This is a genomic window from Janibacter sp. LM (assembly GCF_039631275.1).
GTDB classification, from domain to species: Bacteria; Actinomycetota; Actinomycetes; order Actinomycetales; family Dermatophilaceae; genus Janibacter; species Janibacter terrae.
The window spans coordinates 83,459-106,293 of record NZ_JBDIVG010000016.1 but is presented as its reverse complement, the minus strand read 5'-3'; the positions used below and the strand labels follow the sequence as shown (position 1 = coordinate 106,293).

General features: G+C 72.6%; 21 protein-coding genes. 7 read left to right on the top strand and 14 right to left on the bottom strand.

Annotated elements, in window-relative coordinates; translation table 11 throughout:
* Positions 1–2: 2 nt before the first annotated feature.
* From purM to ABC138_RS10060, 3 genes are read right to left on the bottom strand one after another with little or no spacing between them, the layout of a single operon-like run.
* The gene (purM, locus tag ABC138_RS10070) at positions 3–1,124 is read right to left on the bottom strand and encodes a phosphoribosylformylglycinamidine cyclo-ligase (RefSeq protein ID WP_068327040.1); all 1,122 of its coding nucleotides are present in this window, start codon (positions 1,122–1,124) and stop codon (positions 3–5) included.
* A complete protein-coding gene (gene purF, locus ABC138_RS10065; protein ID WP_068327043.1) occupies positions 1,121–2,647 on the bottom strand; it encodes an amidophosphoribosyltransferase in 1,527 nt (508 codons plus the stop codon). Before purF ends, purM begins: the two co-directional genes overlap by 4 nt.
* A 33-nt stretch (positions 2,648–2,680) precedes the next feature.
* Complete coding sequence (locus ABC138_RS10060) at positions 2,681–2,914, bottom strand: hypothetical protein (RefSeq protein WP_345913597.1); 234 nt, start codon at positions 2,912–2,914, stop codon at positions 2,681–2,683.
* A gap of 22 nt (positions 2,915–2,936) precedes the next feature.
* Here ABC138_RS10060 and ABC138_RS10055 point away from each other — a divergent pair, with 22 nt between their 5' ends.
* Positions 2,937–3,986, top strand: coding sequence for a Gfo/Idh/MocA family oxidoreductase (locus ABC138_RS10055; protein WP_345913596.1), 1,050 nt, complete (start codon positions 2,937–2,939; stop codon positions 3,984–3,986).
* Here ABC138_RS10055 and ABC138_RS10050 read toward each other — a convergent pair.
* Positions 3,983–4,357 carry a sterol carrier family protein gene (locus ABC138_RS10050; protein WP_068424964.1) on the bottom strand — a complete coding sequence of 125 codons (375 nt, stop codon included), beginning with the start codon at positions 4,355–4,357 and terminating at the stop codon, positions 3,983–3,985. The genes ABC138_RS10055 and ABC138_RS10050 overlap by 4 nt on opposite strands.
* Before the next feature lie 148 nt (positions 4,358–4,505).
* On the opposite strand from ABC138_RS10050, the gene ABC138_RS10045 reads away from it, so the two are divergent.
* Together ABC138_RS10045 and ABC138_RS10040 are read left to right on the top strand one after the other, a co-directional pair.
* Positions 4,506–6,650, top strand: a complete 2,145-nt coding sequence (locus ABC138_RS10045; protein ID WP_345913594.1) for a bifunctional UDP-sugar hydrolase/5'-nucleotidase — start codon at positions 4,506–4,508, stop codon at positions 6,648–6,650.
* A gap of 88 nt (positions 6,651–6,738) precedes the next feature.
* Positions 6,739–7,551, top strand: coding sequence for a fused MFS/spermidine synthase (locus ABC138_RS10040; protein WP_345913593.1), 813 nt, complete (start codon positions 6,739–6,741; stop codon positions 7,549–7,551).
* On the opposite strand, the gene ABC138_RS10035 is transcribed toward ABC138_RS10040, so the two are convergent.
* The 4 genes from ABC138_RS10035 to purS are packed head-to-tail and all read right to left on the bottom strand — an operon-like array spanning position 7,552 to position 11,462.
* Complete coding sequence (locus ABC138_RS10035; RefSeq protein WP_345913592.1) at positions 7,552–8,217, bottom strand: HAD family phosphatase; 666 nt, start codon at positions 8,215–8,217, stop codon at positions 7,552–7,554.
* A 1-nt stretch (position 8,218) separates the two neighbouring features.
* Complete coding sequence (gene purL / locus ABC138_RS10030; RefSeq protein WP_068327057.1) at positions 8,219–10,507, bottom strand: phosphoribosylformylglycinamidine synthase subunit PurL; 2,289 nt, start codon at positions 10,505–10,507, stop codon at positions 8,219–8,221.
* The gene (gene purQ / locus ABC138_RS10025) at positions 10,504–11,175 is read right to left on the bottom strand and encodes a phosphoribosylformylglycinamidine synthase subunit PurQ (RefSeq protein ID WP_068327059.1); all 672 of its coding nucleotides are present in this window, start codon (positions 11,173–11,175) and stop codon (positions 10,504–10,506) included. Before purQ ends, purL begins: the two co-directional genes overlap by 4 nt.
* A complete protein-coding gene (gene purS / locus ABC138_RS10020; RefSeq protein WP_068327062.1) occupies positions 11,172–11,462 on the bottom strand; it encodes a phosphoribosylformylglycinamidine synthase subunit PurS in 291 nt (96 codons plus the stop codon). The genes purQ and purS overlap by 4 nt, the downstream gene beginning before the upstream one ends.
* Positions 11,463–11,529: 67 nt before the next feature.
* Here purS and ABC138_RS10015 point away from each other — a divergent pair, with 67 nt between their 5' ends.
* A complete protein-coding gene (locus ABC138_RS10015; RefSeq protein ID WP_345913591.1) occupies positions 11,530–13,185 on the top strand; it encodes an AarF/UbiB family protein in 1,656 nt (551 codons plus the stop codon).
* Here ABC138_RS10015 and ABC138_RS10010 read toward each other — a convergent pair whose 3' ends face one another.
* Entirely contained in the window at positions 13,186–13,725 is a 540-nt protein-coding gene (locus ABC138_RS10010; protein WP_345913590.1) for a DUF1697 domain-containing protein, read from the bottom strand.
* A 116-nt stretch (positions 13,726–13,841) separates the two neighbouring features.
* Here ABC138_RS10010 and ABC138_RS10005 point away from each other — a divergent pair, with 116 nt between their 5' ends.
* Together ABC138_RS10005 and ABC138_RS10000 are read left to right on the top strand one after the other, a co-directional pair.
* Positions 13,842–14,138, top strand: a complete 297-nt coding sequence (locus tag ABC138_RS10005) for a type II toxin-antitoxin system Phd/YefM family antitoxin (RefSeq protein ID WP_082817237.1) — start codon at positions 13,842–13,844, stop codon at positions 14,136–14,138.
* Positions 14,135–14,401 carry a type II toxin-antitoxin system RelE/ParE family toxin gene (locus tag ABC138_RS10000; protein WP_345913589.1) on the top strand — a complete coding sequence of 89 codons (267 nt, stop codon included), beginning with the start codon at positions 14,135–14,137 and terminating at the stop codon, positions 14,399–14,401. The genes ABC138_RS10005 and ABC138_RS10000 overlap by 4 nt, the downstream gene beginning before the upstream one ends.
* Before the next feature lie 20 nt (positions 14,402–14,421).
* Here ABC138_RS10000 and ABC138_RS09995 read toward each other — a convergent pair whose 3' ends face one another.
* From ABC138_RS09995 to purD, 4 genes are read right to left on the bottom strand one after another with little or no spacing between them, the layout of a single operon-like run.
* Positions 14,422–15,972 (bottom strand): fatty acyl-CoA synthetase, encoded by a 1,551-nt coding sequence (locus ABC138_RS09995; protein WP_345913588.1) that lies wholly within the window; start codon positions 15,970–15,972, stop codon positions 14,422–14,424.
* A 23-nt stretch (positions 15,973–15,995) separates the two neighbouring features.
* The gene (locus ABC138_RS09990; protein WP_345913587.1) at positions 15,996–16,892 is read right to left on the bottom strand and encodes a phosphoribosylaminoimidazolesuccinocarboxamide synthase; all 897 of its coding nucleotides are present in this window, start codon (positions 16,890–16,892) and stop codon (positions 15,996–15,998) included.
* A 22-nt stretch (positions 16,893–16,914) separates the two neighbouring features.
* A complete protein-coding gene (locus tag ABC138_RS09985; protein WP_345913586.1) occupies positions 16,915–17,310 on the bottom strand; it encodes a hypothetical protein in 396 nt (131 codons plus the stop codon).
* Between the two features lie 49 nt (positions 17,311–17,359).
* On the bottom strand, positions 17,360–18,646 hold the full coding sequence (gene purD / locus ABC138_RS09980; protein WP_345913585.1) for a phosphoribosylamine--glycine ligase: 1,287 nt from the start codon (positions 18,644–18,646) through the stop codon (positions 17,360–17,362).
* A gap of 380 nt (positions 18,647–19,026) precedes the next feature.
* On the opposite strand from purD, the gene ABC138_RS09975 reads away from it, so the two are divergent.
* Entirely contained in the window at positions 19,027–21,231 is a 2,205-nt protein-coding gene (locus ABC138_RS09975) for an AAA family ATPase (RefSeq protein WP_068327090.1), read from the top strand.
* A gap of 8 nt (positions 21,232–21,239) precedes the next feature.
* Here the strand turns inward: ABC138_RS09975 and ABC138_RS09970 are convergent, their stop codons facing one another.
* Positions 21,240–22,832, bottom strand: coding sequence for an NAD(P)/FAD-dependent oxidoreductase (locus ABC138_RS09970; protein WP_068327093.1), 1,593 nt, complete (start codon positions 22,830–22,832; stop codon positions 21,240–21,242).
* Positions 22,833–22,835: the final 3 nt, after the last annotated feature.

The window sequence follows — 22,835 nt, the reverse complement described above, 5'->3', positions numbered from 1 at the left end:
GGTCAGGCGTGCTCCCCGACGACCTGCACGGCCCCGCCGTGCACGCCCTTGGCGCCCTGGACGACCTCGACGCCGGCCACGGGGCGGGTCGTCGCGGCGTCGGAGACCTCACCGAGGACCCAGGCGTCGATGCCGGCGGCCCGCGAGCGGGCGATGGCGGTGTCGACGGAGGCCTGCGGCAGCGCCGCGACGAAACCGATGCCCATGTTGAGCGTGCGCTCGAGGTCCGCGCGCGGCACGGAGCCGAGCTCGCCGACGAGCGAGAAGATCGCGGGCGGGGTCCACGTCGCGCGGTCGACCCGGGCGATCGTGCCCTCGGGCAGCACCCGCGCGAGGTTGGCGGCCAGGCCGCCGCCCGTGACGTGGCTGAGCGCGTGGACGTCGACGTCCTCCGCGCGGACGAGGTCGAGCAGCGCCCGGGTGTAGATGCGGGTCGGCTCGAGGAGCTCGTCGCCGAGGGCGCGGCCGAGCTCGTCGACGTGGCGGTCGAGCGCCCAGCCGGCCGAGGCGATGACCTGCCGCACGAGCGAGTAGCCGTTGGAGTGCAGGCCCGAGGAGGCGAGCGCGAGGACGACGTCGCCGGGGGCGACGCGGTCCGGCCCGAGGACCTCGTCGTGCTCGACGACGCCGGTGGCGGCACCGGCCACGTCGTACTCGTCCGGGTCCAGCAGGCCGGGGTGCTCCGCGGTCTCGCCGCCGACGAGCGCGACACCCGCGAGTTCGCACCCCTTCGCGATGCCCGCGACGATCGCCGCGATGCGCTCGGGGACGACCTTGCCCGTCGCGATGTAGTCGGTCATGAAGAGCGGCTCGGCGCCGCAGACGACGATGTCGTCGACGACCATGCCGACGAGGTCCTGGCCGATCGTGTCGTGACGGTCCATGGCCTGGGCGATCGCGACCTTGGTGCCGACGCCGTCGGTGGAGGTCGCGAGCACCGGCCGTCGCATGCCCCGCAGGGCGCTCGCGTCGAACATGCCGGCGAAGCCGCCGAGCCCGCCGAGGACCTCGGGCCGGGTGGCGCGCCGGACCGACTCCTTCATCAGGTCGACGGCCCGGTCACCGGCCTCGACGTCGACGCCGGCGTCGGCGTAGGTGATCGGGGTCTTGTCCGGCGTCGTCACGGGCGTCGTACCGCTTCCTCGGTGGGGGTGAACTCGAGCTCGAGCAGGGACTTGCCGAGGCGGTCCTCGCTCGGCAGCTCCATCGGGTAGGTGCCGGAGAAGCAGGCCGTGCACAGCTCGTGCTCGGGCTGCTCGGTCGCGGCGATCATGCCCTCCTCGCTGATGTAGCCGAGGGAGTCGGCGCCGAGCGAGGTGCGGATCTCTTCCACGCCGAGCCCGGTCGCGATGAGCTCGGCGCGGGTCGCGAAGTCGATGCCGAAGAAGCAGGGCCACTTGATCGGCGGCGAGGAGATGCGCACGTGCACCTCTGCCGCGCCGGCCTCGCGCAGCATGCGCACGAGGGCGCGCTGGGTGTTGCCGCGGACGATCGAGTCGTCGACGACGATGAGGCGCTTGCCCTTGATGACGTGCTTGAGCGGGTTGAGCTTCAGCCGGATCCCGAGCTGGCGGATCGTCTGGCTGGGCTGGATGAAGGTGCGGCCGACGTAGGCGTTCTTCACCAGGCCCTGCCCGAAGGGGACGCCGGACTCCTGGGCGTAGCCGATCGCCGCCGGTGTGCCGGACTCCGGCGTCGGGATGACGAGGTCGGCCTCCACGGGGTGCTCGCGGGCGAGGGCGCGGCCCATCTCGACGCGGGCCTCGTGGACCGTGCGGCCGTTGATCGTCGTGTCCGGACGGGCGAGGTAGACGTACTCGAAGACGCAGCCCTTGCGCCGCGGCTGCGCGAACTGGCGGGTGCGCAGGCCGTCCTCGTCGATCGCGACGAGCTCGCCGGGCTCGATCTCGCGGACGAAGGAGGCGCCGACGATGTCGAGGGCCGCGGTCTCGGAGGCGACGACCCAGCCGCGCTCGAGCCGGCCGATGACGAGCGGGCGCAGGCCCTGCGGGTCGCGCGCGGCGTAGAGGGTGTCCTCGTTCATGAAGACGAAGCAGAAGGCGCCCTGCAGCTTGGGGAGCAGCGCCATGGCCGCCTCCTCGAGGCTGCTGTCCTCGTCGTGGGCGAGCAGCGCGGTGACGAGCGCCGTGTCGGAGGTGTTGCCGCGACGCAGCTCGCCGTCGGTGATCCGGCGGATCCGGCCGTCGTCGCCGGGGATCTCCTCGCCGTAGCTCTCGACGAGCTCGCGCAGCTCGGCGGAGTTGACGAGGTTGCCGTTGTGGGCGAGCGCGACGGTGCCGGTCTCGTGACCGCCGAGCGTCGGCTGCGCGTTCTCCCACGTGGACCCGCCGGTCGTGGAGTAGCGGCAGTGCCCGACGGCCATGTGGCCGCGAAGGGTGGACAGGCTCCGCTCGTCGAAGACCTGGGACACCAGGCCCATGTCCTTGTAGACGAGGATCTGGTGGCCGTTGGAGGTCGCGATGCCCGCGGACTCCTGGCCACGGTGCTGCAGCGCGTACAGCCCGTAGTAGGTCAGCTTGGCGACGTCCTCGCCCGGGGCCCAGACGCCGAAGACACCGCAGGCGTCCTGGGGTCCCTTCTCACCTGGGAGGAGGTCATGGGACAGCTTTCCGTCTCCGCGTGGCACGAGGCCCAGTGTCCCACAGGACGCGGTCGACCCCTACCTGCGGTAGGTGAGGAGCGCCGCGACGACGGCACCGACGAGTCCGCCGACGCACAGTCCGAGGACGCTCATGTACCCGAGGGTGGCGCCCGGGTCGTAGGTGATGTCGAAGCCCTCGTTGCGGTTGGGGCCGAACCAGGAGATGAGCCCGAAGACGATGAAGCCGATGACCGCGCCCGTGGCGACGAAGGGCAGGGGCTTCGGGTGGCTGCGGGGGCGGTTCGGCTTCACCCCTCCATCGTAGGTTGGTCGCATGAGCACCGAGCGCCCCCCTGCCGACGTGCCCGGCATGACGCTGCCCGCGCCGCGGACCCCGGACCCGGCCTCGGCACCCGGTCTGCGGTGGGGTCTGCTCGGTGCCGGGTGGATCGCCGCCCAGCTCGCCGACGCCCTGCGCGGCACCTCGCAGGAGGTCGTCGCGGTCGGCTCGCGCGACCTCGGGCGCGCGCAGGCCTTCGTCGCCGAGCACGCGCCCGGCGCACGGGCCCACGGCGACTACGCCGCGCTCGTCACCGACCCGCAGGTCGACGTCGTGTACGTCGCGAGCCCGCACAGCGAGCACCTCGAGCACGCGCTGCTCGCGATCGGGGCCGGCAAGCACGTCCTCGTCGAGAAACCGATGGCCCCCACCGCGGACGAGGCCCGGCAGATCGTCGCGGCCGCCCGGTCCGCCGGCATCTTCTGCATGGAGGCGATGTGGACCCGCTTCCTCCCCCACATCGACGTCCTCCGCCAGGTCCTCGAGGCGGGGTTGCTCGGCGAGGTGAGCACGGTCCTCGCGGACCACTCGATCCCGCTGTGGCCGGACGGCCCGGAGCGGCTCGCCAGCCCGGACCTCGCCGGTGGCGCGATGCTCGACCTCGGCATCTACCCACTGTCCTTCGCCTCGCTGGCGCTCGGTGGGCTCACCGCGGCGGCCGGTCTCGGGTCGCTCACCGACCGTGGCGTCGACCGGCGCCTGGCCTTCGTGGCGCAGGGGCCGACGGGCGCGGTCGCCTCGCTCGCGACCGACATGTCCGTCTCGTCCCCGACGACCGCCTCGGTGAACGGCACGCGGGCCCGGCTCGAGCTCGACACGCAGTTCTACACGCCGACGACGATGCGGCTCGTCGGCGCCGACGGCGTCGTCCTCGACGAGATGGCGGGCGACCCCGTCGAGAAGCACCGGGGTCTGCGCCACGAGGCCACCGAGGTGGCGCTGCGGGTCACCGCGGGCGAGACCGAGTCCCCGTTCATGCCGCTCGACGAGAGCGTGCGGATCCTCGAGGTGGCCGAGGAGCTGCTCCGCTCCCTTCGTCCCTAGGGTCGGGCGAGCGGGAGGTGCGCGGACAGGTCCGTGCGCTGCCCGCTGACCCGCACGCGGCCGGAGGCCACGCCGTCGGCCCAGGCGAGCTCGCCGGTGGCCAGCTCGAGCCACGTCCGGGCGTCGGTCTCGACGACGGCGGGCGGGGTGCCGCGGGTGTGGACCGGTCCCTCGACGCACTGCGCGGCAGCGAAGGGGGGGACCCGCACCTCGACGCTGCGGCCGGGGGCGGCGTCCGCGAGCTCGGCGACGGTGTGCCGCACGGCCGTCGCGATCGTCGGGCGAGCGACCGCGTCCCGGTCCTCGCTCGTGGTCCACGCGTGCAGGGCGGACCACCCTTCGTCCACGGGGATGCGTCGTCGTGCCGGCACGGGGCCATCCTCCCACCGTCGAACCGTTCACCGATCAGCCACCCACGGGTCGTCGCTCGGACTGCGGAGGTATCCCGGGTGCGGCACGATCCTCCCTGTGTGCCCAGCTGTCGGGCACGTCACACCTGTGTTCTGGGAGGAACCCCGCATGTCCCTCACGAAGAAGGGCCTGTCGCTGCTGGTCGGCGCGGGTGCGGCCACCGCACTCGTCGCCACGGCCGGTGCAGCCCACGCCGCCGACCCCGTCGCCCCCGGTGGCATCGACGCCTCGCTGACCACGGTCAACCTGCTCAACCTCAACGACTTCCACGGTCGCATCGACGACGACGGCACCGGTGACCTCGGCAAGGCCTTCGCCTGCACGATCGTCACGACCCGCGCGTCACTCGGCGAGGGCTCGACCGCCCTCGTGGCGGCCGGCGACAACATCGGCGCCTCGCCCTTCACCTCGGCCTCCCAGGAGGACCTGCCGACGATCGAGTTCCTCAACGCGGTCGGCCTGCGGGCCACCGCCGTCGGCAACCACGAGTTCGACCGCGGCTTCTCCGACCTCACCGGTCGGGTCGACCGGGCGGCGGACTACGACCAGCTCGGCGCCAACGTCTACGAGCGCGGCACGACCATCCCCGCGATGCAGGAGTACACGGTCCTCGAGATCGGCGGCCTCGACGTCGGCATCGTCGGCGCGGTCACCCAGGACACCCCGACCCTCGTCTCCCCGCAGGGCGTCGCCGGCCTGGACTTCGGCGACCCGGTCGAGGCGGTCAACCGCGTGGCCGCCCAGCTCAAGGACGGCGACGCCACCAACGGCGAGGCCGACATCGTCGTCGCCGAGTACCACGAGGGCGCGACCGAGAGCGACGGCGTGACGACCCTGCAGGAGCAGATCGACGCCGGCGGGGCCTTCGCCAAGATCGTCACCGACACGACCGCCGAGGTCGACGCGATCTTCACCGGCCACACCCACAAGGAGTACGCCTGGGACGCCCCCGTCCCCGGCGGCGAGGGCACCCGCCCGGTCCTCCAGACCGGTTCCTACGCCGACAACCTCGGCCAGCTCGAGCTCGGCTACGACCCGGCGACCGGCAAGGTCACCCAGTACTCCGCCACCAACGTCCCGGTCGCGCCCCCGACCGCCGGGTGCGCGAACGACCCGGCCTACGCCTCGGCCGCGCGGATCGTCGACGAGGCCGTCGCGCAGGCCGAGGAGGTCGGCAAGCAGGTCATCGGCTCGGTGAGCGACGACATCACGACCGCCCACACCGACGGCACGCGCGACAACCGCCAGCGCGAGTCCACCCTCGGCAACCTCACCGCCGACATCTGGCTCGACGCCCTCAACGCGCCCGGTCGCTCCGGCGCCGACATCGGCATCATGAACCCCGGTGGGCTGCGGGCCGAGCTGCTGTACGCCCCGTCCACCGACGAGGGCCCGGGCGAGGTGACCTACGCCGAGGCGGCGTCGATCAACCCCTTCGCCAACACGCTGATGACGGTCGACCTCACGGGCGCCCAGGTCATCACCCTGCTGGAGCAGCAGTGGCAGCCGGAGGGGTCCTCGCGCCCCTTCCTCAAGCTGGGCCTGTCGGACAACGTGACCTACACCTTCGACCCCGACGCGGCGAAGGGCAGCCACATCACCTCGGTGAGCATCGACGGCGCGCCCATCGACGAGGCCGCGACGTACACGATCAGCTCCGGGTCCTTCCTCATCGGTGGCGGTGACAACTTCACCGTCCTGCAGGAGGGCAGCAACGCCAAGGACACCGGCCTCATCGACACCGACGCCTTCGTCAACTACTTCTCCGCGCGCGACGAGGTCGGCCCGGACTTCCGCAAGCAGGCCATCGCCATCACGGACCAGCCCACCGCCCTGACCGCCGGTGAGGAGGTCTCCTTCACGGCCTCCGGCTTCGACCTCACCTCCCTCGGCGCCCCGACCAACACCGAGGTCGAGGTCTTCGTCGGCGACGGCTCCGTCGGGACCTTCCCGATCACCGCGGGCCTGATCGACGGCGTCCCGACCCGCAACGGCACCGCCGACATCAGCTTCACCGTCCCCGAGGGGGTGACCGGTGACGCGACCGTCACCCTGGTCGCCGCGCCGAGCGGGACCACGGCGACCTTCCCCGTCACGGTCACGGCTGGTGACTCCGCACGCCCCGGCAAGGGCAACGCCGCGGAGCGCCCCGGCAAGGGCAACCAGCTCGGTGAGCGCCCCGGCGCTGCCGACGGTCGCCCCGGCGTGGGCAATGACACCAAGGTCCGCCCCGGGGTCGGCAACAACAAGTAGCAGCCTGACGAAGGGGGTCACGTACCAGATCCGGTGTGTGGCCCCCTTCGTCGTGCCCGGCCGATCGTGCATGGGGGAGGATCTGGGGGTGGCTGAGACGCAGATCGAGTTCGTGCCCGACGATCACGGCGGGGTGACGGTCATGCGGGACGGGCATCCGCAGAGCCACGTCGACGTCGACGACCCGGAGCACCTCGTCTTCGAGTACGTGCAGCACATGGCCGCGGTGCTCGACGCGGTCTTCCCCGGGCCCGACCCGATCGGGGTGACGCACGTCGGCGGCGCCGGCCTGAGCCTGCCCCGCTGGGTCCACGCCACCCGCCCGGGGTCGCCGCAGATCGTCCTCGAGCCCGACGAGGCCCTCACCGCCGTCGTCCGCGAGGAGCTGCCGCTGCCGCGCGGTCACCGGATCCGGGTGCGGCCCCAGCTCGGTCGCCCCGGCCTCGAGGCGCTCAAGGACGCGTCGGCCCACGCGGTCGTCGTCGACGCCTTCGAGGCGGGGAGGGTCCCGGCCGACCTCCAGACCGTCGAGTTCTTCGGGCACGTGGCGCGGGTGCTGCGACCGGACGGGGTGCTCGTCATGAACTGCCCCGACGAGCCGGGGTGGCGCCACCTCGCGGACGTCGTCGCCGGGCTGCGCACCGCGTGCGAGCACGTGGCGCTCGTCGCCATGCGCGATGTCCTCAAGGGCCGCCGCTACGGCAACGCCGTGCTCGTCGCCGCGCACCGCCCGCTCGATCTCGACGAGATCCGACGGCAGGTGGGGCGCTGGCCCTTCCCCTCGGGTGTCCTGGCCGGCGCCGAGCTGACCCGGCGCACCGCGACCGGGAAGGCGATCACCGACGCCGGGTCCCGCCCTTCGCCCACGGCTCCCGACCCGGGGCGCTGGCGGGTGCGCTGATCAGCCCAGGCCGGTCAGTCGGGTGAGGACCGAAGGGAGGTCGGCCAGGTCGTCCACGACGGCGCTGGCGCCCTCCATCCAGCCCGTCGGGGTCATGTCGCTGCGGTAGCCGACGACCGGCATGCCCGCCGCGACCGCCGCCTCGATGCCCGCGCGGCTGTCCTCGACGACGATGCAGCGCTCCGGCGGGTAGCCCATCTCACGGGCCGCGAGGAGGAAGACGTTGGGCGCCGGCTTGCCGTGCTCGACCTGCTCGGCGCTGAACCGTGCCCCCTCCGGAAAGAACCCGTCGAGCCCGGTGCGCTCGAGCTTGGTGCCGATGGCCGCGAGCAGCGACCCCGAGGCGACGCAGACCTGCAGGCCGAGCTCGCGGACCGCGGCGACGGCCTCGGCGGCGCCGGTGACCGGCTCGAGCTCCTCCTGGCTGCGCGCGAACTCGGCCCGCCAGGCCCGCTCCCACTCGGGGTCGGGCACCGCCCCGGTGAGCTCGGTGAGCGTGACCCGGTTGTCCTTGTAGGCCTTGCCGACGAAGGCCTCGACCGCATCGGTCTCGGTGAAGTCGACCCCGGCGTCACGCATCATGCCGGTCCAGGTGCGCACGTTCAGGCGTTCGCTGTCGACGAGCACACCGTCGCAGTCGAAGACCACCAGCCAGTCGGCACCCATGTCAGCCGAAGTAGCGCGCCATCGTGCCCGTGTGCGCCTCGCGCAGCTGCTCGAGCGACAGCTCGAAGGCACCCTTGACCTTGAGCGTCCCGCCGTCGGTGGAGCCGATGCGCGCCACCGGCACCCCGTGGGTCTCGGCGATGCCGACGACCGCGGCGAGGTCCTCCTCGGAGGAGACGGTGACGACGGCGCGCGCCGTGGACTCGGAGTACAGCGCGGTGAAGGCGTCGATGCCGTCCCGCTCCAGGACCGGGGCGAGGTCGACGGACGCGCCGGTGCCGCCGTGGAGCACGGACTCGGCGAGGGCGACCGCGAGGCCGCCGTCGGAGAGGTCGTGGGCGCTGGTGAGCAGGCCGCGGCGCACCGCGTCGCCGAAGAAGCCGGCGAGCGCCTTCTCCGCGGCGAGGTCGACCCGGGGCGGACGTCCGCCGAGGTGGCCGTGCAGCGCGTGCGCCCACTCGCCGCCGTCGAGCTCGTCGCGGGTCGCGCCGAGGAGGAGGACGGTCTCCCCCTTCGCCCCGAAGCCGGAGGAGACGCTCGTCGCGACGTCGTCGAGGACGCCGAGCACGCCGACCACCGGGGTCGGGTGGATCGCGGTCTCCCCGGTCTGGTTGTAGAAGGAGACATTGCCGCCGGTCACCGGGATGCCGAGCTCGAGGCACGCGTCGAAGAGCCCGTCGATGGCCTGCTGGAACTGCCACATGACAGCCGGGTCCTCCGGCGAGCCGAAGTTGAGGCAGTCGGTGACCGCCAGGGGCAACGCCCCCGACGTCGCGACATTGCGGTAGGACTCGGCGAGCGCCAGCTGCGCGCCGGCGTACGGGTCGAGCCGGCCGAAGCGGCCGTTGCAGTCCGTCGAGACGGCGACGCCGAGACCGGACTCCTCGTCGACGCGGACCACGCCGGAGTCGTGCGGCATCGCGCGCCTGGTGTTCCCCAGGACGTAGCGGTCGTACTGGTCGGTGACCCAGGACTTGTCGCAGATGTTGGGCGAGGCGAGCAGCGCGAGCAGGTCCGCGCCGAGGTCGCTCGGACGGGGAAGGGAGCCGCTCCCGTCCTCCTGCAGCGCGTCGAGCCACTGCGGCCGGGCGATCGGACGCTCGTAGACCGGGCCGTCGTGGGCCACGGAGCGCGGCGGCACGTCGACGATGGTCTCGCCGTGCCACGTGACGGTGAGGCGGTCACCCTCGGTGACCTCGCCGAGCACGGCGGCCTCGACGTCCCAGCGACCGGTGATCTCGAGGAAGGCGTCGAGCTTGTCGGGCGCGACCACGGCCATCATCCGCTCCTGCGACTCCGACATGAGGATCTCCTCGGGGGAGAGCGTGGAGTCGCGCAGCGGGACGCGGTCGAGCTCGACGGCCATGCCGCCGTCACCGGCGGAGGCGAGCTCGGAGGTCGCGCAGGACAGGCCCGCGCCACCGAGGTCCTGGATGCCCTCGACGACGCCGGCGGCGTAGAGGTCGAGGCAGCACTCGATGAGCACCTTCTCCGCGAAGGGGTCGCCGACCTGGACGGCGGGCCGCCGAGAAGACGCAGTCGGGCCGTCCGAAAAGCTCTCGGAGGCGAGCACGGAGACGCCACCGATGCCGTCGCCGCCCGTCTTGGCGCCGAAGAGGACGATCTTGTTGCCCGCGCCCGACGCGTTGGCCAGGTGCAGGTCCTCGTGGCGCAGCGAGCCGACGCACAGGGCGTTGACGAGCGGGTTGCCCTGGTAGCACTCGTCGAAGACGACCTCGCCGCCGATGTTGGGCAGGCCGAGGGAGTTGCCGTAGCCGCCGATGCCCTTGACGACGCCGGGCAGGACGCGCGCGGTGTCGGGGTGGTCGATGGCGCCGAAGCGAAGGGGGTCCATCACCGCGATCGGGCGCGCGCCCATCGCCATGATGTCGCGGACGATGCCGCCGATGCCGGTCGCCGCACCCTGGTAGGGCTCGACATAGCTCGGGTGGTTGTGGGACTCGACCTTGAAGGTCACCGCCCAGCCCTGGCCGATGTCGATGACGCCCGCGTTCTCGCCGATGCCGGCGAGGGTCTTGCCGAGCGGGGTCTCGCTCGGCAGGTCACCGAAGCGGCGCAGGTGCACCTTGGAGGACTTGTAGCTGCAGTGCTCCGACCACATGACCGAGTACATCGCCAGCTCGGCGCTCGTCGGGCGACGGCCGAGGATCTCGCGGATGCGCGCGTACTCGTCCTCCTTGAGACCGAGCTCGGCCCAGGGCTGCTCGGTGTCGGGGCTCTCGCCCGCGCGGGTGACGGTGTCGAGGGTGCTCATGCGGTGCTGACTCATGCGCTCGCCATCTGCTCGAGGACGGAGGTGAAGAAGGTGCGCCCGTCGAGGCCCGGGCCGTAGCCCTCCTCGACGGCGTGCTCGGGGTGCGGCATGAGGCCGACGACGTTGCCGCGCTCGTTGGTGATGCCGGCGATGCCGCGGGAGGAGCCGTTGGGGTTGTCGCCGACGTAGCGGAAGGCGACCTGGCCCTCGCCCTCGAGCCGGTCGAGGGTGGCCTCGTCGGCGACGAACTGGCCGTCCTGGTTCTTCAGGACGACGGTGATCTCCTGCCCGTCCTCGAAACCGGTGGTCCACGCGGTCGACGCGTTCTCGACGCGCAGGACCTGGTCACGGCAGAGGAACCGGCGGTGGTCGTTCTGGATCATCGAGCCCGGCAGCAGGTGCGACTCGGTGAGGATCTGGAAGCCGTTGCAGATCCCGAGGACCGGGAGCCCCCCCTTCGCGGCCGTGATGATCTCGCTCATGACCGGGGCGAAGCGGGCGATGGCCCCCGCGCGCAGGTAGTCGCCGTACGAGAACCCGCCGGGGATGACGACCGCGTCGACGCCGCGCAGGTCCGCGTGACCGTGCCACAGCTCGACGGCCTCGCCGCCGGCGATGCGGACGGCGCGGCGGGCGTCGGAGTCGTCGAGGCTGCCGGGGAAGGTGACGACGCCGATCCTCACGCGCCGGCCCCGGTGATCGGCGCCTGCTCCGGCTCGTCGCTCGTCAGCTCGTGGACGCTCACGACGTCCTCGATGACGGGGTTGGACAGGAGCGTCTCGGCGGCCTCCCGGGCCTGTGCGAGGTGCGCGTCGGTGACGTCACCGTCCACGGAGAGGACGAACCGCTTGCCCTGCCTCACGTCGGTGAACTGGTCCAGGCCGAGCCGGGGCAGCGCCCCGCGGACAGCCTGACCCTGCGGGTCGAGGATCTCGGGCTTGAGCATGACGTCGACGACGATGCGTCCCACGGGGCGTCTCCTGAACTGGCGAAGGGGGGTGCGTCCGGCGTCGAGTCTAGTTGGGCAGGATGTGCCCATGAGCAGCAGCCGGTACTCCGACCTCGTGCGACTCCTCCTGCGCCACGGACGGGGCGACCTCTTCGCGGGAGCCCAGCAGGACGACCTCGCCGACGACGCGGACCTCCCGCAGGGGACGACGGAGGGCGCCGAGGCCTTCGCCGCGGACCTCGAGGCGATGGGGCCGACCTACATCAAGCTCGGCCAGCTGCTCTCCACCCGCTTCGACCTGCTGCCACCGGCCTACACCGAGGCGCTGACGCGGCTGCAGGACTCGGTGGAACCGTTCCCCTTCGAGCAGGTCCGCGAGATCGTCGAGGCGGAGCTCGGGGCGCGGATCAAGGACCTCTTCGCCACCTTCGACGAGGAGCCGCTCGCGGCGGCCTCGCTCGGTCAGGTCCACCGGGCGACCACCCGCTCCGGCCGGGACGTCGTCGTCAAGGTGCAGCGGCCCGAAGTGCGCGAGACCGTCCGCGGCGACATGGACGCGCTCGACACCATCACCGGCCTCGCGGACAAGCACACGAGTGTCGGCCGCTCCTACGGGCTCAACCAGCTGCTGCGCCAGTTCCGGCGCTCGCTCGTCGACGAGCTCGACTACCGCCGCGAGGCGCGCAACCTGCTGCGCTTCATCGAGCTGACCGAGGAGCACGACCGGCTCGTCGTGCCCGAGCCGGTGCTCCAGCTGACGACGACGCGGGTGCTCACGATGGAGCACATCGAGGGCCGCAAGGTCACCGACCTCGGCCCCCTGGCGCTCATCGACCTCGACGCCCGCCCCCTCGTCGAGCAGCTCTTCCACTGCTACCTGCGGATGATCCTCGACGACGGGGTGCTGCACGCCGACCCGCACCCGGGCAACCTGCTCGTCACCGACGACGGGCGCCTGGCGCTGCTCGACCTCGGGATGGTCGCCACCGTGCCCCAGCGGGTCCAGACGCACGTGACCAAGCTGCTGCTCGCGATCAACGACGGGGAGGGCGAGGAGGCCGCGGCGGTCCTGGCCGACATGGGCCACCCGCTCGAGGACCACGACGCGGGCGCCTTCCGCGACGAGGTGGCGCACCTCGTGAGCGAGGCCGTGGCCAGCGGCTCGGACGTGCAGGCCGGCCGGCTGCTCGTCGAGCTGTCCCGGCTCTCCGGGGTCCACGGCCTGCGGCCGCCCGCCGAGATGGCGATGATCGGCAAGGCTCTGCTCAACCTCGACCAGACGACGACGCACCTCGACCCGGACTTCTCCCCCGCGGAGGCGATCCGGGACAACGTCTCGGACATCTTCGTCTCCTCGCTCAAGGTCTCCCCCGGCGGCCTGCTCACCGCCGCCATCGAGACCAAGGAGTTCACCGCGCAGCTGCCCAAGCGGGCCAACCGCATCCTCGACACCCTCGCCCGCGGCGAGATGCGGCTGCGGGTGGACGCCATCGACGAGCAGCGGCTGCACCTCGTGCTGCAGCGGGTCGCCAACCGGCTGACGCTCGGCCTGATCATCGCGGCGACGATCATCGGCGCGGCGATGATGATGCGCGTCGAGACCGACGTGACGGTCCTCGGGTTCCCGGCGATCGCGATGCTCTTCTTCAGCGTCGCCGTCCTGGCCGCCGTGGCGCTCGGCGTGCACATCGTGCTGACCGACCGGGAGATCGCGCGCAGCCACCCCTCGCGCGACGAGGGCTAGCTAGCCCCAGCGGGAGGCCAGGTCGCGCACGACCGTGAGGTTGCGGTTGGTCCACACGCCCATGGCCCGGTCGGCCGCCGCCGGCAGCTTCACCTGGTGGTAGCGGTCCTTGCCGTCGAGCACCAGGTGCACGGCCCGTCCGCGGACCGCGGCGACCTCCCCTTCGTCCTCGTGGGCCAGCAGGGCGACGCCGGCCCGGTCGGGCGCCTCCCGCATCAGCGTCACGTAGTGCGCCGCCACCGCGAAGGGGGCCTGCTGCGCCACCTCTTCCGCGTCCGCCACGACCTGGACGAGCCCCTCCGGCGTGAGGACGATCGTCGGGACCTCGAACCCCCTGTCCGCGAGGAAGGCCGCCTCGAGCGTCGCGGCCACCGCGGCCGTCGAGCGCTGCCGGCTCGTCAGCCGCACGTTGCCGGTGTTGAGGTGCACCGCGACGTCGGTCGCGCCGGTCTCCTCGACGACCCGCTGCACGTCGGCCTTGGGGAACCTGCGCGTGGCGCCGAGGTTGATCGCGCGGAGGAAGGCGATGTAGGTGGCCATGCCCCAGTATCGGTCGGCGTGACCCGGACGCCGTGCGCACCCGCTCGATCCTCGGCCGAGTCGGAGGTGTTCCCGAGCTGGGACGCCCCGGCGCCAAAGACGCTAGAATCATGTACATGTCGATGGTTCCCTTGGCCGAGGCTCGCGCCCACCTGTCCCGCATGGTCGACGAGGCCGTGCGGACGCACCAGCGCGTGGAGATCACCCGCAACGGGCGGCGGGAGGCGGTCCTGCTGAGCGCCGAGGACTACGACATCCTCATCGAGACCCTCGACGTCCTCTCCGACGCGGAGCTCGTGCGCGACATCGGCACATCCTTGGATGAGGCACGGCAGGGCGAGGTCCTCAGCACGGCCGAGGTCGTCGAGGCCATGCGCGCTGCCGGGCGAGGCCGGCCCCAGACCTCGCGATGACCTACGAGATCACCTGGTCGAAGCAGTCCCACAGGACCTTGACCGCGGACCTGCCCGAACCCGTGGCGGCCGCGTGCCTGGAGTTCGTCCTGGGCGCGCTCAGCGACAACCCGCACCGCGTCGGGAAGCCGTTGCGCGCACCGTTGGACGGCCTGCACTCCGCCCGGCGCGGACAGTTCCGGGTGATCTACGAGATCGACGACGAGGTCGTGCGCGTCCACATCGTCACGATCTCCCACCGCAGGGATGCGTACCGGATCTGAGCCCGGCGGAGACCCTCCGATCAGCCGAACATCTCCCGCAGCTGTCGCTTGAGGATCTTGCCGCTCGGGTTCTTGGGCAGCTCGGTGAGGATCTCGATCCGCTTGGGCCGCTTGTACGGCGCGAGGGCCGAGGCGCAGTGCTCCCGGACCGACTCGACGGTCAGGCCGGAGCCCTCCTTCGCGACGACGGTGGCCGTGACGGCCTCGACCCACGTCGCGTCCGGCAGGGCGAAGACGGCGACCTCGGCGACGTCCGGGTGGGCGTAGATCGCCTCCTCGACCTCGCGGGAGGCGACGTTCTCCCCGCCGGTCTTGATCATGTCCTTCTTGCGGTCGACGATCGTGATCCGCCCTTCGTCGTCCGCGACGGCCAGGTCGCCGGAGTGGAACCAGCCACCCACGAAGGCCTCGGCGGTCTTGGCCTCGTTGCGCCAGTACCCCGCGGCGATCTGCGGGCTGCGGTGCACGACCTCGCCGACCTCGCCCACCGGCACCTCGTTGCCGTCGTCGTCGACGAGGCGGGTCTCGACGTTGAGCACGGGCCGACCGGCGGAGCCGGCGTGGGACAGCTGCTCGTGCGGCGGCAGGATCGTCGCGACGGGAGCGAGCTCGGTCTGCCCGTAGAAGTTCCACAGGTCGACCCCGGGCAGCCGCTGCTGGATCTCCTTGAGCACCTCGACGGGCATGGGCGAGGCCCCGTAGTAGCCCTTGCGCAGGCTCGACAGGTCGGTCGCGTCGAGGTCCGCGTGCCGCAGCAGGCCGATCCACACGGTCGGCGGCGCGAAATACTTCGTCACCCCGTGCTCGGCGATCTTCGCGAGCACGGTCGCCGGGTCCGGCGCGGGCAGGATGATGCTCGTCGCGCCGAGCATGATGTCCGGCCCGAGGAAGCAGTCGAGCTGCGCGCAGTGGTAGAGCGGGAGGGTGTGCAGGTCGACGTCGTCCCCGCTCATGCCGCCGTCGATGATCGCGCTCAGGTACTCGGCCTGCAGCGCGCGCGAGGTGAGCAGCGCCCCCTTCGGCCGCGACTCCGTGCCCGAGGTGTACATGAGCCGGATCGGGTCGTCGTCCGCGACGACCGGCGGAGCCCAGCCGGAGGAGTCGGTCCCGACGAGATCGGCGAAGGGGGTCCACCCCGCGGCTCCTCCCCCGGAGACGATGCGCGTGGTCACCTCCAGCCCGCTGCCCTCGATCGCGGACTCCGCGGTCCCGACGAACTCGGCCTGCGCGACGAAGGCGACCGGCTCGCTGTCACCGAGGATCCAGCCGACCTCGTCGGCGGTGAGCATGAAGTTGATCGGCACGAGGATCGCGCCGAGCCGCGCCGCACCCCACGCGATCGCGACGAAGTCGGCGCTGTTGCGGCTGAGCAGGGCGACCCGGTCGCCCTGCGTCACGCCGCGCTCGGCCAGACCGGCGGCCACGGAGGTCACGATCTCGTCGAGCTCGCGGAAGCTCCACCGGGTCTCCCCGTCGACGATCGCAATCTTGTCGCGGTGGCGGGCGGCGCTGCGGCGCAACACCTCTGCGAGTCCGTTGGCGCGGGCGATGTCCATCTCCGTCGATGTCATGCCCGCAGTCTGCCTCGCCGGGCTCAGGCGCGGAAGGTCTGCCCCGTGAGGCGCTCATAGGCCTCGACGTACTTCGCCCGGGTCTGCTCGACGACGTCGTCCGGCAGGGCCGGCGGGACCTCGCCGGAGGCCTTGTCCCAGCCCGAGGCCGGTGAGGTGAGCCAGTCCCGGACGAACTGCTTGTCGTAGCTCGGCTGCGGGTGCCCGGGCTCCCACTGGTCGGCGGGCCAGAAGCGCGAGGAGTCGGGCGTGAGGACCTCGTCGGCGAGGACGACGTCGTCGCCGCGCATGCCGAACTCGACCTTGGTGTCGGCGAGGATGATCCCCCGGTCGGTCGCGATCTCGTTGCCGCGCTGGAGGATCCGCACCGTCAGGTCGCGCACGCGGGCCGCCAGGTCCTCGCCGATCTCGGCCACGACCCCCGCGTACGGGATCGGCTCGTCGTGCTCGCCGACGGGCGCCTTGGTCGACGGGGTGAAGATCGGCTCCGGCAGGCGCGAACCGTCGACGAGACCCTCGGGCAGCGCGATCCCGGAGACGGCACCGGTCGAGCGGTACTCGTTCAGGCCCCCACCCGTGAGGTAGGCACGCGCCACGCACTCGACGGGCAGCATCTCGAGGCGCTCGACGAGGACGGCGCGCCCGGCGACCGCGGCCGGCACGTCCGTGGAGACGACGTGGTGAGGCACGAGGTCGGCGAGCCGGTCGAACCACCACAGCGACATCTGGGTGAGCACGACGCCCTTGTCGGGGATCGGGGTGTCGAGCACGAAGTCGTACGCCGACATCCGGTCGCTCGCGACGAGCAGCAGCTGGTCCGCGCGCGGGGCGCCGTCGGCCCCGAGCGGCGCGTAGAGATCGCGGACCTTGCCCGAGTAGACGTGGGCGTAACCGGGCAGCTGCAGGGGTACCTCGCTCATGGGGTCATCCTCGCAGGCGGCCTCAGGGACCGTCGCGGCGCTCCGCCACCTTCATCTCCGCCTCGTACAGGTGCCGCTTGCCCTCGACGAGCGCCTCGCGCGCCGCGGCCTCGGCGGCACGGAAGGGCTCGTAGTACAGGGCGTCGTACTCCTCGACGATCTGGTAGCTCCACCGGTCCGGGAGCACGTTGCGCCCCACGAGGTCGGTCTGGAGGCCGTCGGCGATCTCGGCGTGACCGGCCTCGCCCAGGAGGCGCACGGCCTCCTGGAGGGTCAGGTCGGCGGTGCCGCACCGACGGTGGAAGGCGTAGAGGTGCCCTCGGGTCTCCTCGACGACCTCGAGGGCCTCGGACAGCTTGCCGAGCGCCTCGACCGTCTGGTCGTCGACGCCGTCCGGTCTGCGGTGTGCTTCGTCCATGGACCACACCTACCCCGTCGGGCGACCGGCACGCCCACCGACGAGGGGATCAGGCGTGGATCTCGCCCCGCGCGGCGCGCAGCGCGATGTCGGTGCGGTGGTGGCCGCCCTCGAGCTCGATCTGCGCGACCGCCGCGTAGGCGCGCTCGCGGGCCTGCACGAGGTCGTCGCCCAGCGCGACGACGGACAGCACCCTCCCGCCCGCCGAGACGAGCTCCCCGGCGTCGTCGCAGGCGGTGCCGGCGTGCAGCACGTGGACGTGCTCAGCGAGCTCGCCGAAGGTCAGCTCCTCGAGCCCCCCGATCGCGACCCCGGTGCGGGGCGAGGCCGGGTAGCCCTCGGCCGCGATGACGACCGTGACGGCCGACTGCGGGCTCCAGCGCAGCGGGTCGTGGTCGTCGAGGCTGCCGTCCGCGGCCGCCGCGAGGAGCACGGCCAGCGGCGACTCCAGACGGGCCAGGACGGACTGGGTCTCGGGGTCACCGAAGCGCACGTTGAACTCGATGACCCTCGGGCCGCGAGAGGTCAGCGCCAGGCCGACGTACAGCACCCCGACGAAGGGGGTCCCCCGCCGGGCCATCTCCTCCACGACCGGCTGGGCCACCCGGGCCACGACGTCCTCGACGAGCCCGTCCGGGGCCCACGCCAGCGGGCTGTAGGCCCCCATGCCGCCGGTGTTGGGACCCTCGTCGCCGTCGAAGATCCGCTTGAAGTCCTGGGCGAGGTCGAGCGGGACCACCGTGGTGCCGTCGCAGATGCAGAAGAGGCTCGCCTCGGGGCCGTCGAGGAACTCCTCGATGACCACCTGCGCGTCCTCCCCCTTCGCCAGGCAGGCCAGGCCGTGCCGCATGGCAGCGGCGCGGTCCTCGGTAACGACGACCCCCTTGCCGGCCGCCAGCCCGTCGTCCTTGACGACGTAGGGGGCACCGAAGGAGTCGAGCGCCTCGGCGAGCTGCTCCTCGGTCGTGCAGACGTGGGCCATGGCGGTCGGCACCTCAGCGGCGGCCATGACCTCCTTGGCGTAGGCCTTGCTGCCCTCGAGGCGCGCTGCCTCGGCGCCCGGGCCGAAGCAGCGGATGCCGGCCTCGCGCAGCGCATCTGCCACGCCCGCGACGAGCGGGGCCTCGGGTCCGACGACGACGAGGTCGACCTCGTGCCGGCGGGCCAGCTCGACGACCGCGCCCGGGTCGGTGGGGTCGACCGGCTCGTTGAGTGCCAGCACGTCCGTGCCGGGGTTGCCTGGCGCGGCGATGACCGCGTCCACCGTGGGGTCGAGGGTGAGGGCGCGGACGAGGGCGTGCTCGCGGGCGCCGGAGCCGATGACGAGAACCTTCACGGGGCGAGCCTACGGCCCTTCGAGACGGCCGCGGACGGCCTCCTCAGGGAGCACGAGCAAAGACGGCCGCGGACGGCCTCCTGCGGATGCCCGGACATGAAAGTGGGGCGCAGCTCTCGGCAGGCAGGGGGTATCTGCCGTGAGCTGCGCCCCGGGTCGCGGGTCCAGACATCAGGGGGGACACCGACCGCGCGACCGTCGGCCGAAGCCGACCTCCAGATAGTGACACTTCGTTGAGGTTGAAATCAAGACGGGAATGATGAGACTTGTCGAGGCGCTCTCCGAGCGGACACCCAGACGGTCACGGGAGGTCACCGAGCGGCCCGCCCGACCCCGTAGACTCGCACTTTCGCCCGAACCGGAGGGGAGCAGCTCGACCCGTGACCGACACCCACGTCGACGCCGTCGCTGCGGAGATCGCCACTGAGCAGCAGCACCTGGACCGCGTCTACACGGAACTGACCAAGGCCGGAAAGCGTGCCGATCTCGTCGCCGTCGACGGCATGTCCCGCGGCCGCACCGACCGCACCGGTGACGTACGCGACGAGGAGATGTCCGGGCTCTTCGAGCGCGACGCCCTCGTCTTCAACGCCGCCCGCCGGGTCGCACACCTCGAGCACCAGCACGAGGGCCTCGTCTTCGGCCGGCTCGACCTCGACCACGCCGGGCAGGAGGCGGACCCCGACCGGGAGATCCGCTACATCGGTCGCCTCGGGGTCCGCGACGACGACTACGAGCCGCTCGTCATCGACTGGCGCGCCCCCGCCGCCTCCCCCTTCTACCGGGCGACCCCCGGCGACAACCACGGCGTCATCCGCCGTCGGGTGCTGCGCTGCCGCGGCGAGCGGGTCGTCGGCGTCGAGGACGACCTCATGGTCCCCGTCGCCCCCGACGACATGGTCGTCGTCGGTGACGGTGCGCTGCTCGCGGCGCTGACCCGCAGCCGCGGCCAGCAGATGCGCGACATCGTCGCGACGATCCAGACCCACCAGGACGAGGCGATCCGGGCCACCGACCGTGGCATCACCGAGATCAGCGGCGGCCCCGGGACGGGCAAGACCGTCGTCGCGCTGCACCGCGCCGCCTACCTGCTCTACGCCAACCGACGCCGCTACGAGAGCGGCGGCATCCTCGTCATCGGACCGTCGTCGGCGTACACCGCGTACATCGAGCGGGTCCTCCCTTCGCTCGGCGAGGACTCGGTCACCCTGCGCTCGGTGGGTGACATCGTCGACGTCATCACCGCCATCCGCCACGACCCGCCGTCCACCGCCGCGACCAAGGGCTCGCTGCAGATGCGCACGGTCCTGTCGCGGCTCGCGGCGCGCGCCGTCCCGGGCGCCCCGACGAGCCTGCGCGCCATGGTCAACGGCCTGCCCTTCCACCTCGACGAGCGTGCCCTCGCCGACATCCGCCGCAAGGCGCTGCGCGACCGCACCCGCAACCAAGCGACCCGGTTCGCCCGCGAGCTGCTCGCCGAGGCCGCGTGGAAGCAGGTGCGCCACGGGGACCGCGACGAGTTCATGGACGCCTTCGACGAGTCGCTGGCCATCGACGACTTCGTCGCCGCCTGGTGGCCCCAGGTCGACCCGCGCGAGGCCCTGCTCTGGCTCGAGGACACCGAGCTGGCCTACGAGGTCTGCCGCTCCGTCCTCAGCCAGGGCGACGCCGCGGACCTCGCGCACGCCGCCCGCGAGACGCTGCGCCTCGGCACGTGGAGCGTCTCCGACGTCGCCCTCGTCGACGAGCTGTCGGTCCGCGTCGGCCAGGTCGAGGCACCCGAGCAGGAGGAGCGCTCCTTCTACGAGATCGAGGAGCTCGACGGCGTCGAGGAGCTGCAGGCGATGGGCTCGGCGATCCGCGCGCCCGAGGTCGAGCACGAGCTCACCCCGACCACCGCCCGCGAGCGCCTGCTCGTCGGCACGGTGGGCCGTCCCGGTGAGTACGCGCACGTGCTCGTCGACGAGGCCCAGGACCTCTCCCCCATGCAGTGGCGGATGATCGGCCGTCGTGGCCGGCGTGCCTCGTGGACCGTCGTCGGCGACGTCGCGCAGGCCTCCTGGCCGGACGTGGCCGAGGCCGAGCGGGCGCGTGACGAGGCCTACGGCACCCAGCCGCGGCAGTCCTTCCACATGACGACCAACTACCGCAACGCGCAGGAGATCTTCGACTACGCGCGCGAGGTCATCCTGCCCGTGGTCCCGGACGCGGACATCCCCGACGCGGTGCGCGAGACGGGCGTACGCCCGGTCGAGCTCACCTTCGGCGACGCGCTCGACGACTCACGACCCGACGTCGCCACCCTCGCGGCGCAGGCCCTCTCGGACCTCGCCGCAGAGGTCGACGGGTCCATCGCGGTCATCGCGCCCCAGCGGCACGCGGCGGCGCTCCTGCCGCTCGACGGCTCGCACGGGGGTCGCGTCGTCGTCATCGACCCGCTGTCGACCAAGGGCCTGGAGTGGGACGCGACGCTCGTCGTCGACCCCGACGCCATCGTCGCGGAGTCGCCCGGCGGGGCCCGTGTGCTCTACGTCGTGCTCACCCGCGCGGCGCACCGGATGACTGTGCTGCGCCCGACCGACTGACGTCCGGCTCAGGCGGGATCGTCGTGGAAGCGGCGCAGCGCCGAGACGAGCAGCTGCTCTCGCGGGCGTCCCCACCACCGCGAGTCCTGCAGGGCCGCGCGGGCCGCGAGGTACCCGCACCCGCCGTGCACACCGCCGCCGGGGTGGGAGGCCGCGCTGCCCAGGTAGAGGCCCGCGACGTGCGTGCGGGGCCCACCCAGACCGGTCACGGGTCGCCAGATCGCCTGCTGGAAGAGCTGCTGGGTCCCGCCGCCCACCGCGCCGCGGCCGAGGTTGGCGTCCGCCGCCTCCAGGTCCTGCGGGCCCTGCACCCAGCGGCCGACCTCGTGGGCGGACCAGCCCGGCGCCAAGGCGTCCAGTACCTCCTCGCAGCCGGCGACGGTCGCCGCGACCGCGGCGGGGTCGTCGTACCGGTCGCGCGGGAGGTGGGTGTAGAGCCACAGGGCCTCGGTACCGGCGGGTGAGCGCGACGGGTCGATCGTCGTCATCTGCCCGAGGAGGGCGAAGGGGGTCCCCGGCACCTCTCCCGCCTCCAGGTCCGCGGACCACCGGACGAGCCCCGGCACGTCGTGGCCGACGTGCAGGACGCCGGCTCCGCGCGCTGCGGGCGAGGACCAGGGCATCGGCGCGTCGAGGCGCAGGTTGAGCTTGAGCGTCGGCAGGTCCCAGGTGAAGCGCTGCAGCCGACGGCGCAGCCCCTGCGGCACGTCATCGGGGTCGAGCAGGTCCTCGTAGAGTGCCTGCGCGCTCGTGTCCGCCACGACGGCCCGCCGCGTGCGCACCCGGCGTCCGCCGTCGAGCTCGACCCCGTGCACCCGCCCTCCGGAGACGACGACCCGCTCGACCGAGGTGCCGGTCTCGATCCGGGCGCCCGCGCCCTCGGCACGACGCCGGAGCGCCTCGGCGAGCCGGCCGGTGCCTCCGCGCGGCGAGGGGAAGCCCACCTCCTGGCACAGCATCGTCATCAGCCAGCCGTACAGGCCGCTGCCCGGAGCGGTCGGTGGGATGTCGGCGTGCATCGCGTTGCCCGCGAGCAGCTGCCCGGCCCCCGTGCCGCCGAAGCCCTCGCGCGCCAGCTGGGTCACCGGCAGCACGGCGAGCCGCGCGAGGTCCGGCGCCTCGCGCACTCCGAGCCGGGCGACCAGGCGGGCGACGTCCTTGACCGGGGGCCAGCGGGTGAGCAGCGCGGCGAGGAGCGGCTCGCGCACGCGCTGCCACTGCTCGACCATCTCGAGCCAGGCGGCCCCGTCGCCCGGGTGCTCCCGCTCGAGGTCCGCAGCGGTGTCCTGCGGGTCCGCGTGGAGGGCGACGCCCCCTTCGCCGGGACCGGAGAGGTGGGCGAGCGGTCGCGGCGCGTGGCGCCACTCCAGCCCGTGTGCCTCGAGGTCCAGCTCGCGAAGCACCGGCGAGGCCAGCGCGAGCGGGTGGCAGGCGCTGAACTCGTCCTCGGTCCAGCCCCCGTCGCTGCGGCTCGAGACCGCCCCGCCGACCTGCGCACGCTCCTCGACGACGAGCACGTCCCAGCCGGAGTCCGCGAGGTACGCGGCGGTGACGAGGCCGTGGTGGCCCGCACCGATGACGACGGCGTCGACTGTCTCCATGCG

What these genes read in the sequence shown, in the direction of transcription:
- ABC138_RS10055 (WP_345913596.1), top strand. Translation starts at nt 2,937, where the DNA reads ATGAGCACCGAGCGCCCCCCTGCCGACGTGCCCGGCATGACGCTGCCC.
- ABC138_RS10045 (WP_345913594.1), top strand. Translation starts at nt 4,506, where the DNA reads ATGTCCCTCACGAAGAAGGGCCTGTCGCTGCTGGTCGGCGCGGGTGCG.
- ABC138_RS10035 (WP_345913592.1), bottom strand. Translation starts at nt 8,217, where the DNA reads ATGGGTGCCGACTGGCTGGTGGTCTTCGACTGCGACGGTGTGCTCGTC.
- purL (WP_068327057.1), bottom strand. Translation starts at nt 10,507, where the DNA reads ATGAGTCAGCACCGCATGAGCACCCTCGACACCGTCACCCGCGCGGGC.
- ABC138_RS10015 (WP_345913591.1), top strand. Translation starts at nt 11,530, where the DNA reads ATGAGCAGCAGCCGGTACTCCGACCTCGTGCGACTCCTCCTGCGCCAC.
- ABC138_RS10010 (WP_345913590.1), bottom strand. Translation starts at nt 13,725, where the DNA reads ATGGCCACCTACATCGCCTTCCTCCGCGCGATCAACCTCGGCGCCACG.
- ABC138_RS10005 (WP_082817237.1), top strand. Translation starts at nt 13,842, where the DNA reads ATGTCGATGGTTCCCTTGGCCGAGGCTCGCGCCCACCTGTCCCGCATG.
- ABC138_RS10000 (WP_345913589.1), top strand. Translation starts at nt 14,135, where the DNA reads ATGACCTACGAGATCACCTGGTCGAAGCAGTCCCACAGGACCTTGACC.
- ABC138_RS09995 (WP_345913588.1), bottom strand. Translation starts at nt 15,972, where the DNA reads ATGACATCGACGGAGATGGACATCGCCCGCGCCAACGGACTCGCAGAG.
- ABC138_RS09990 (WP_345913587.1), bottom strand. Translation starts at nt 16,892, where the DNA reads ATGAGCGAGGTACCCCTGCAGCTGCCCGGTTACGCCCACGTCTACTCG.
- ABC138_RS09985 (WP_345913586.1), bottom strand. Translation starts at nt 17,310, where the DNA reads ATGGACGAAGCACACCGCAGACCGGACGGCGTCGACGACCAGACGGTC.
- ABC138_RS09970 (WP_068327093.1), bottom strand. Translation starts at nt 22,832, where the DNA reads ATGGAGACAGTCGACGCCGTCGTCATCGGTGCGGGCCACCACGGCCTC.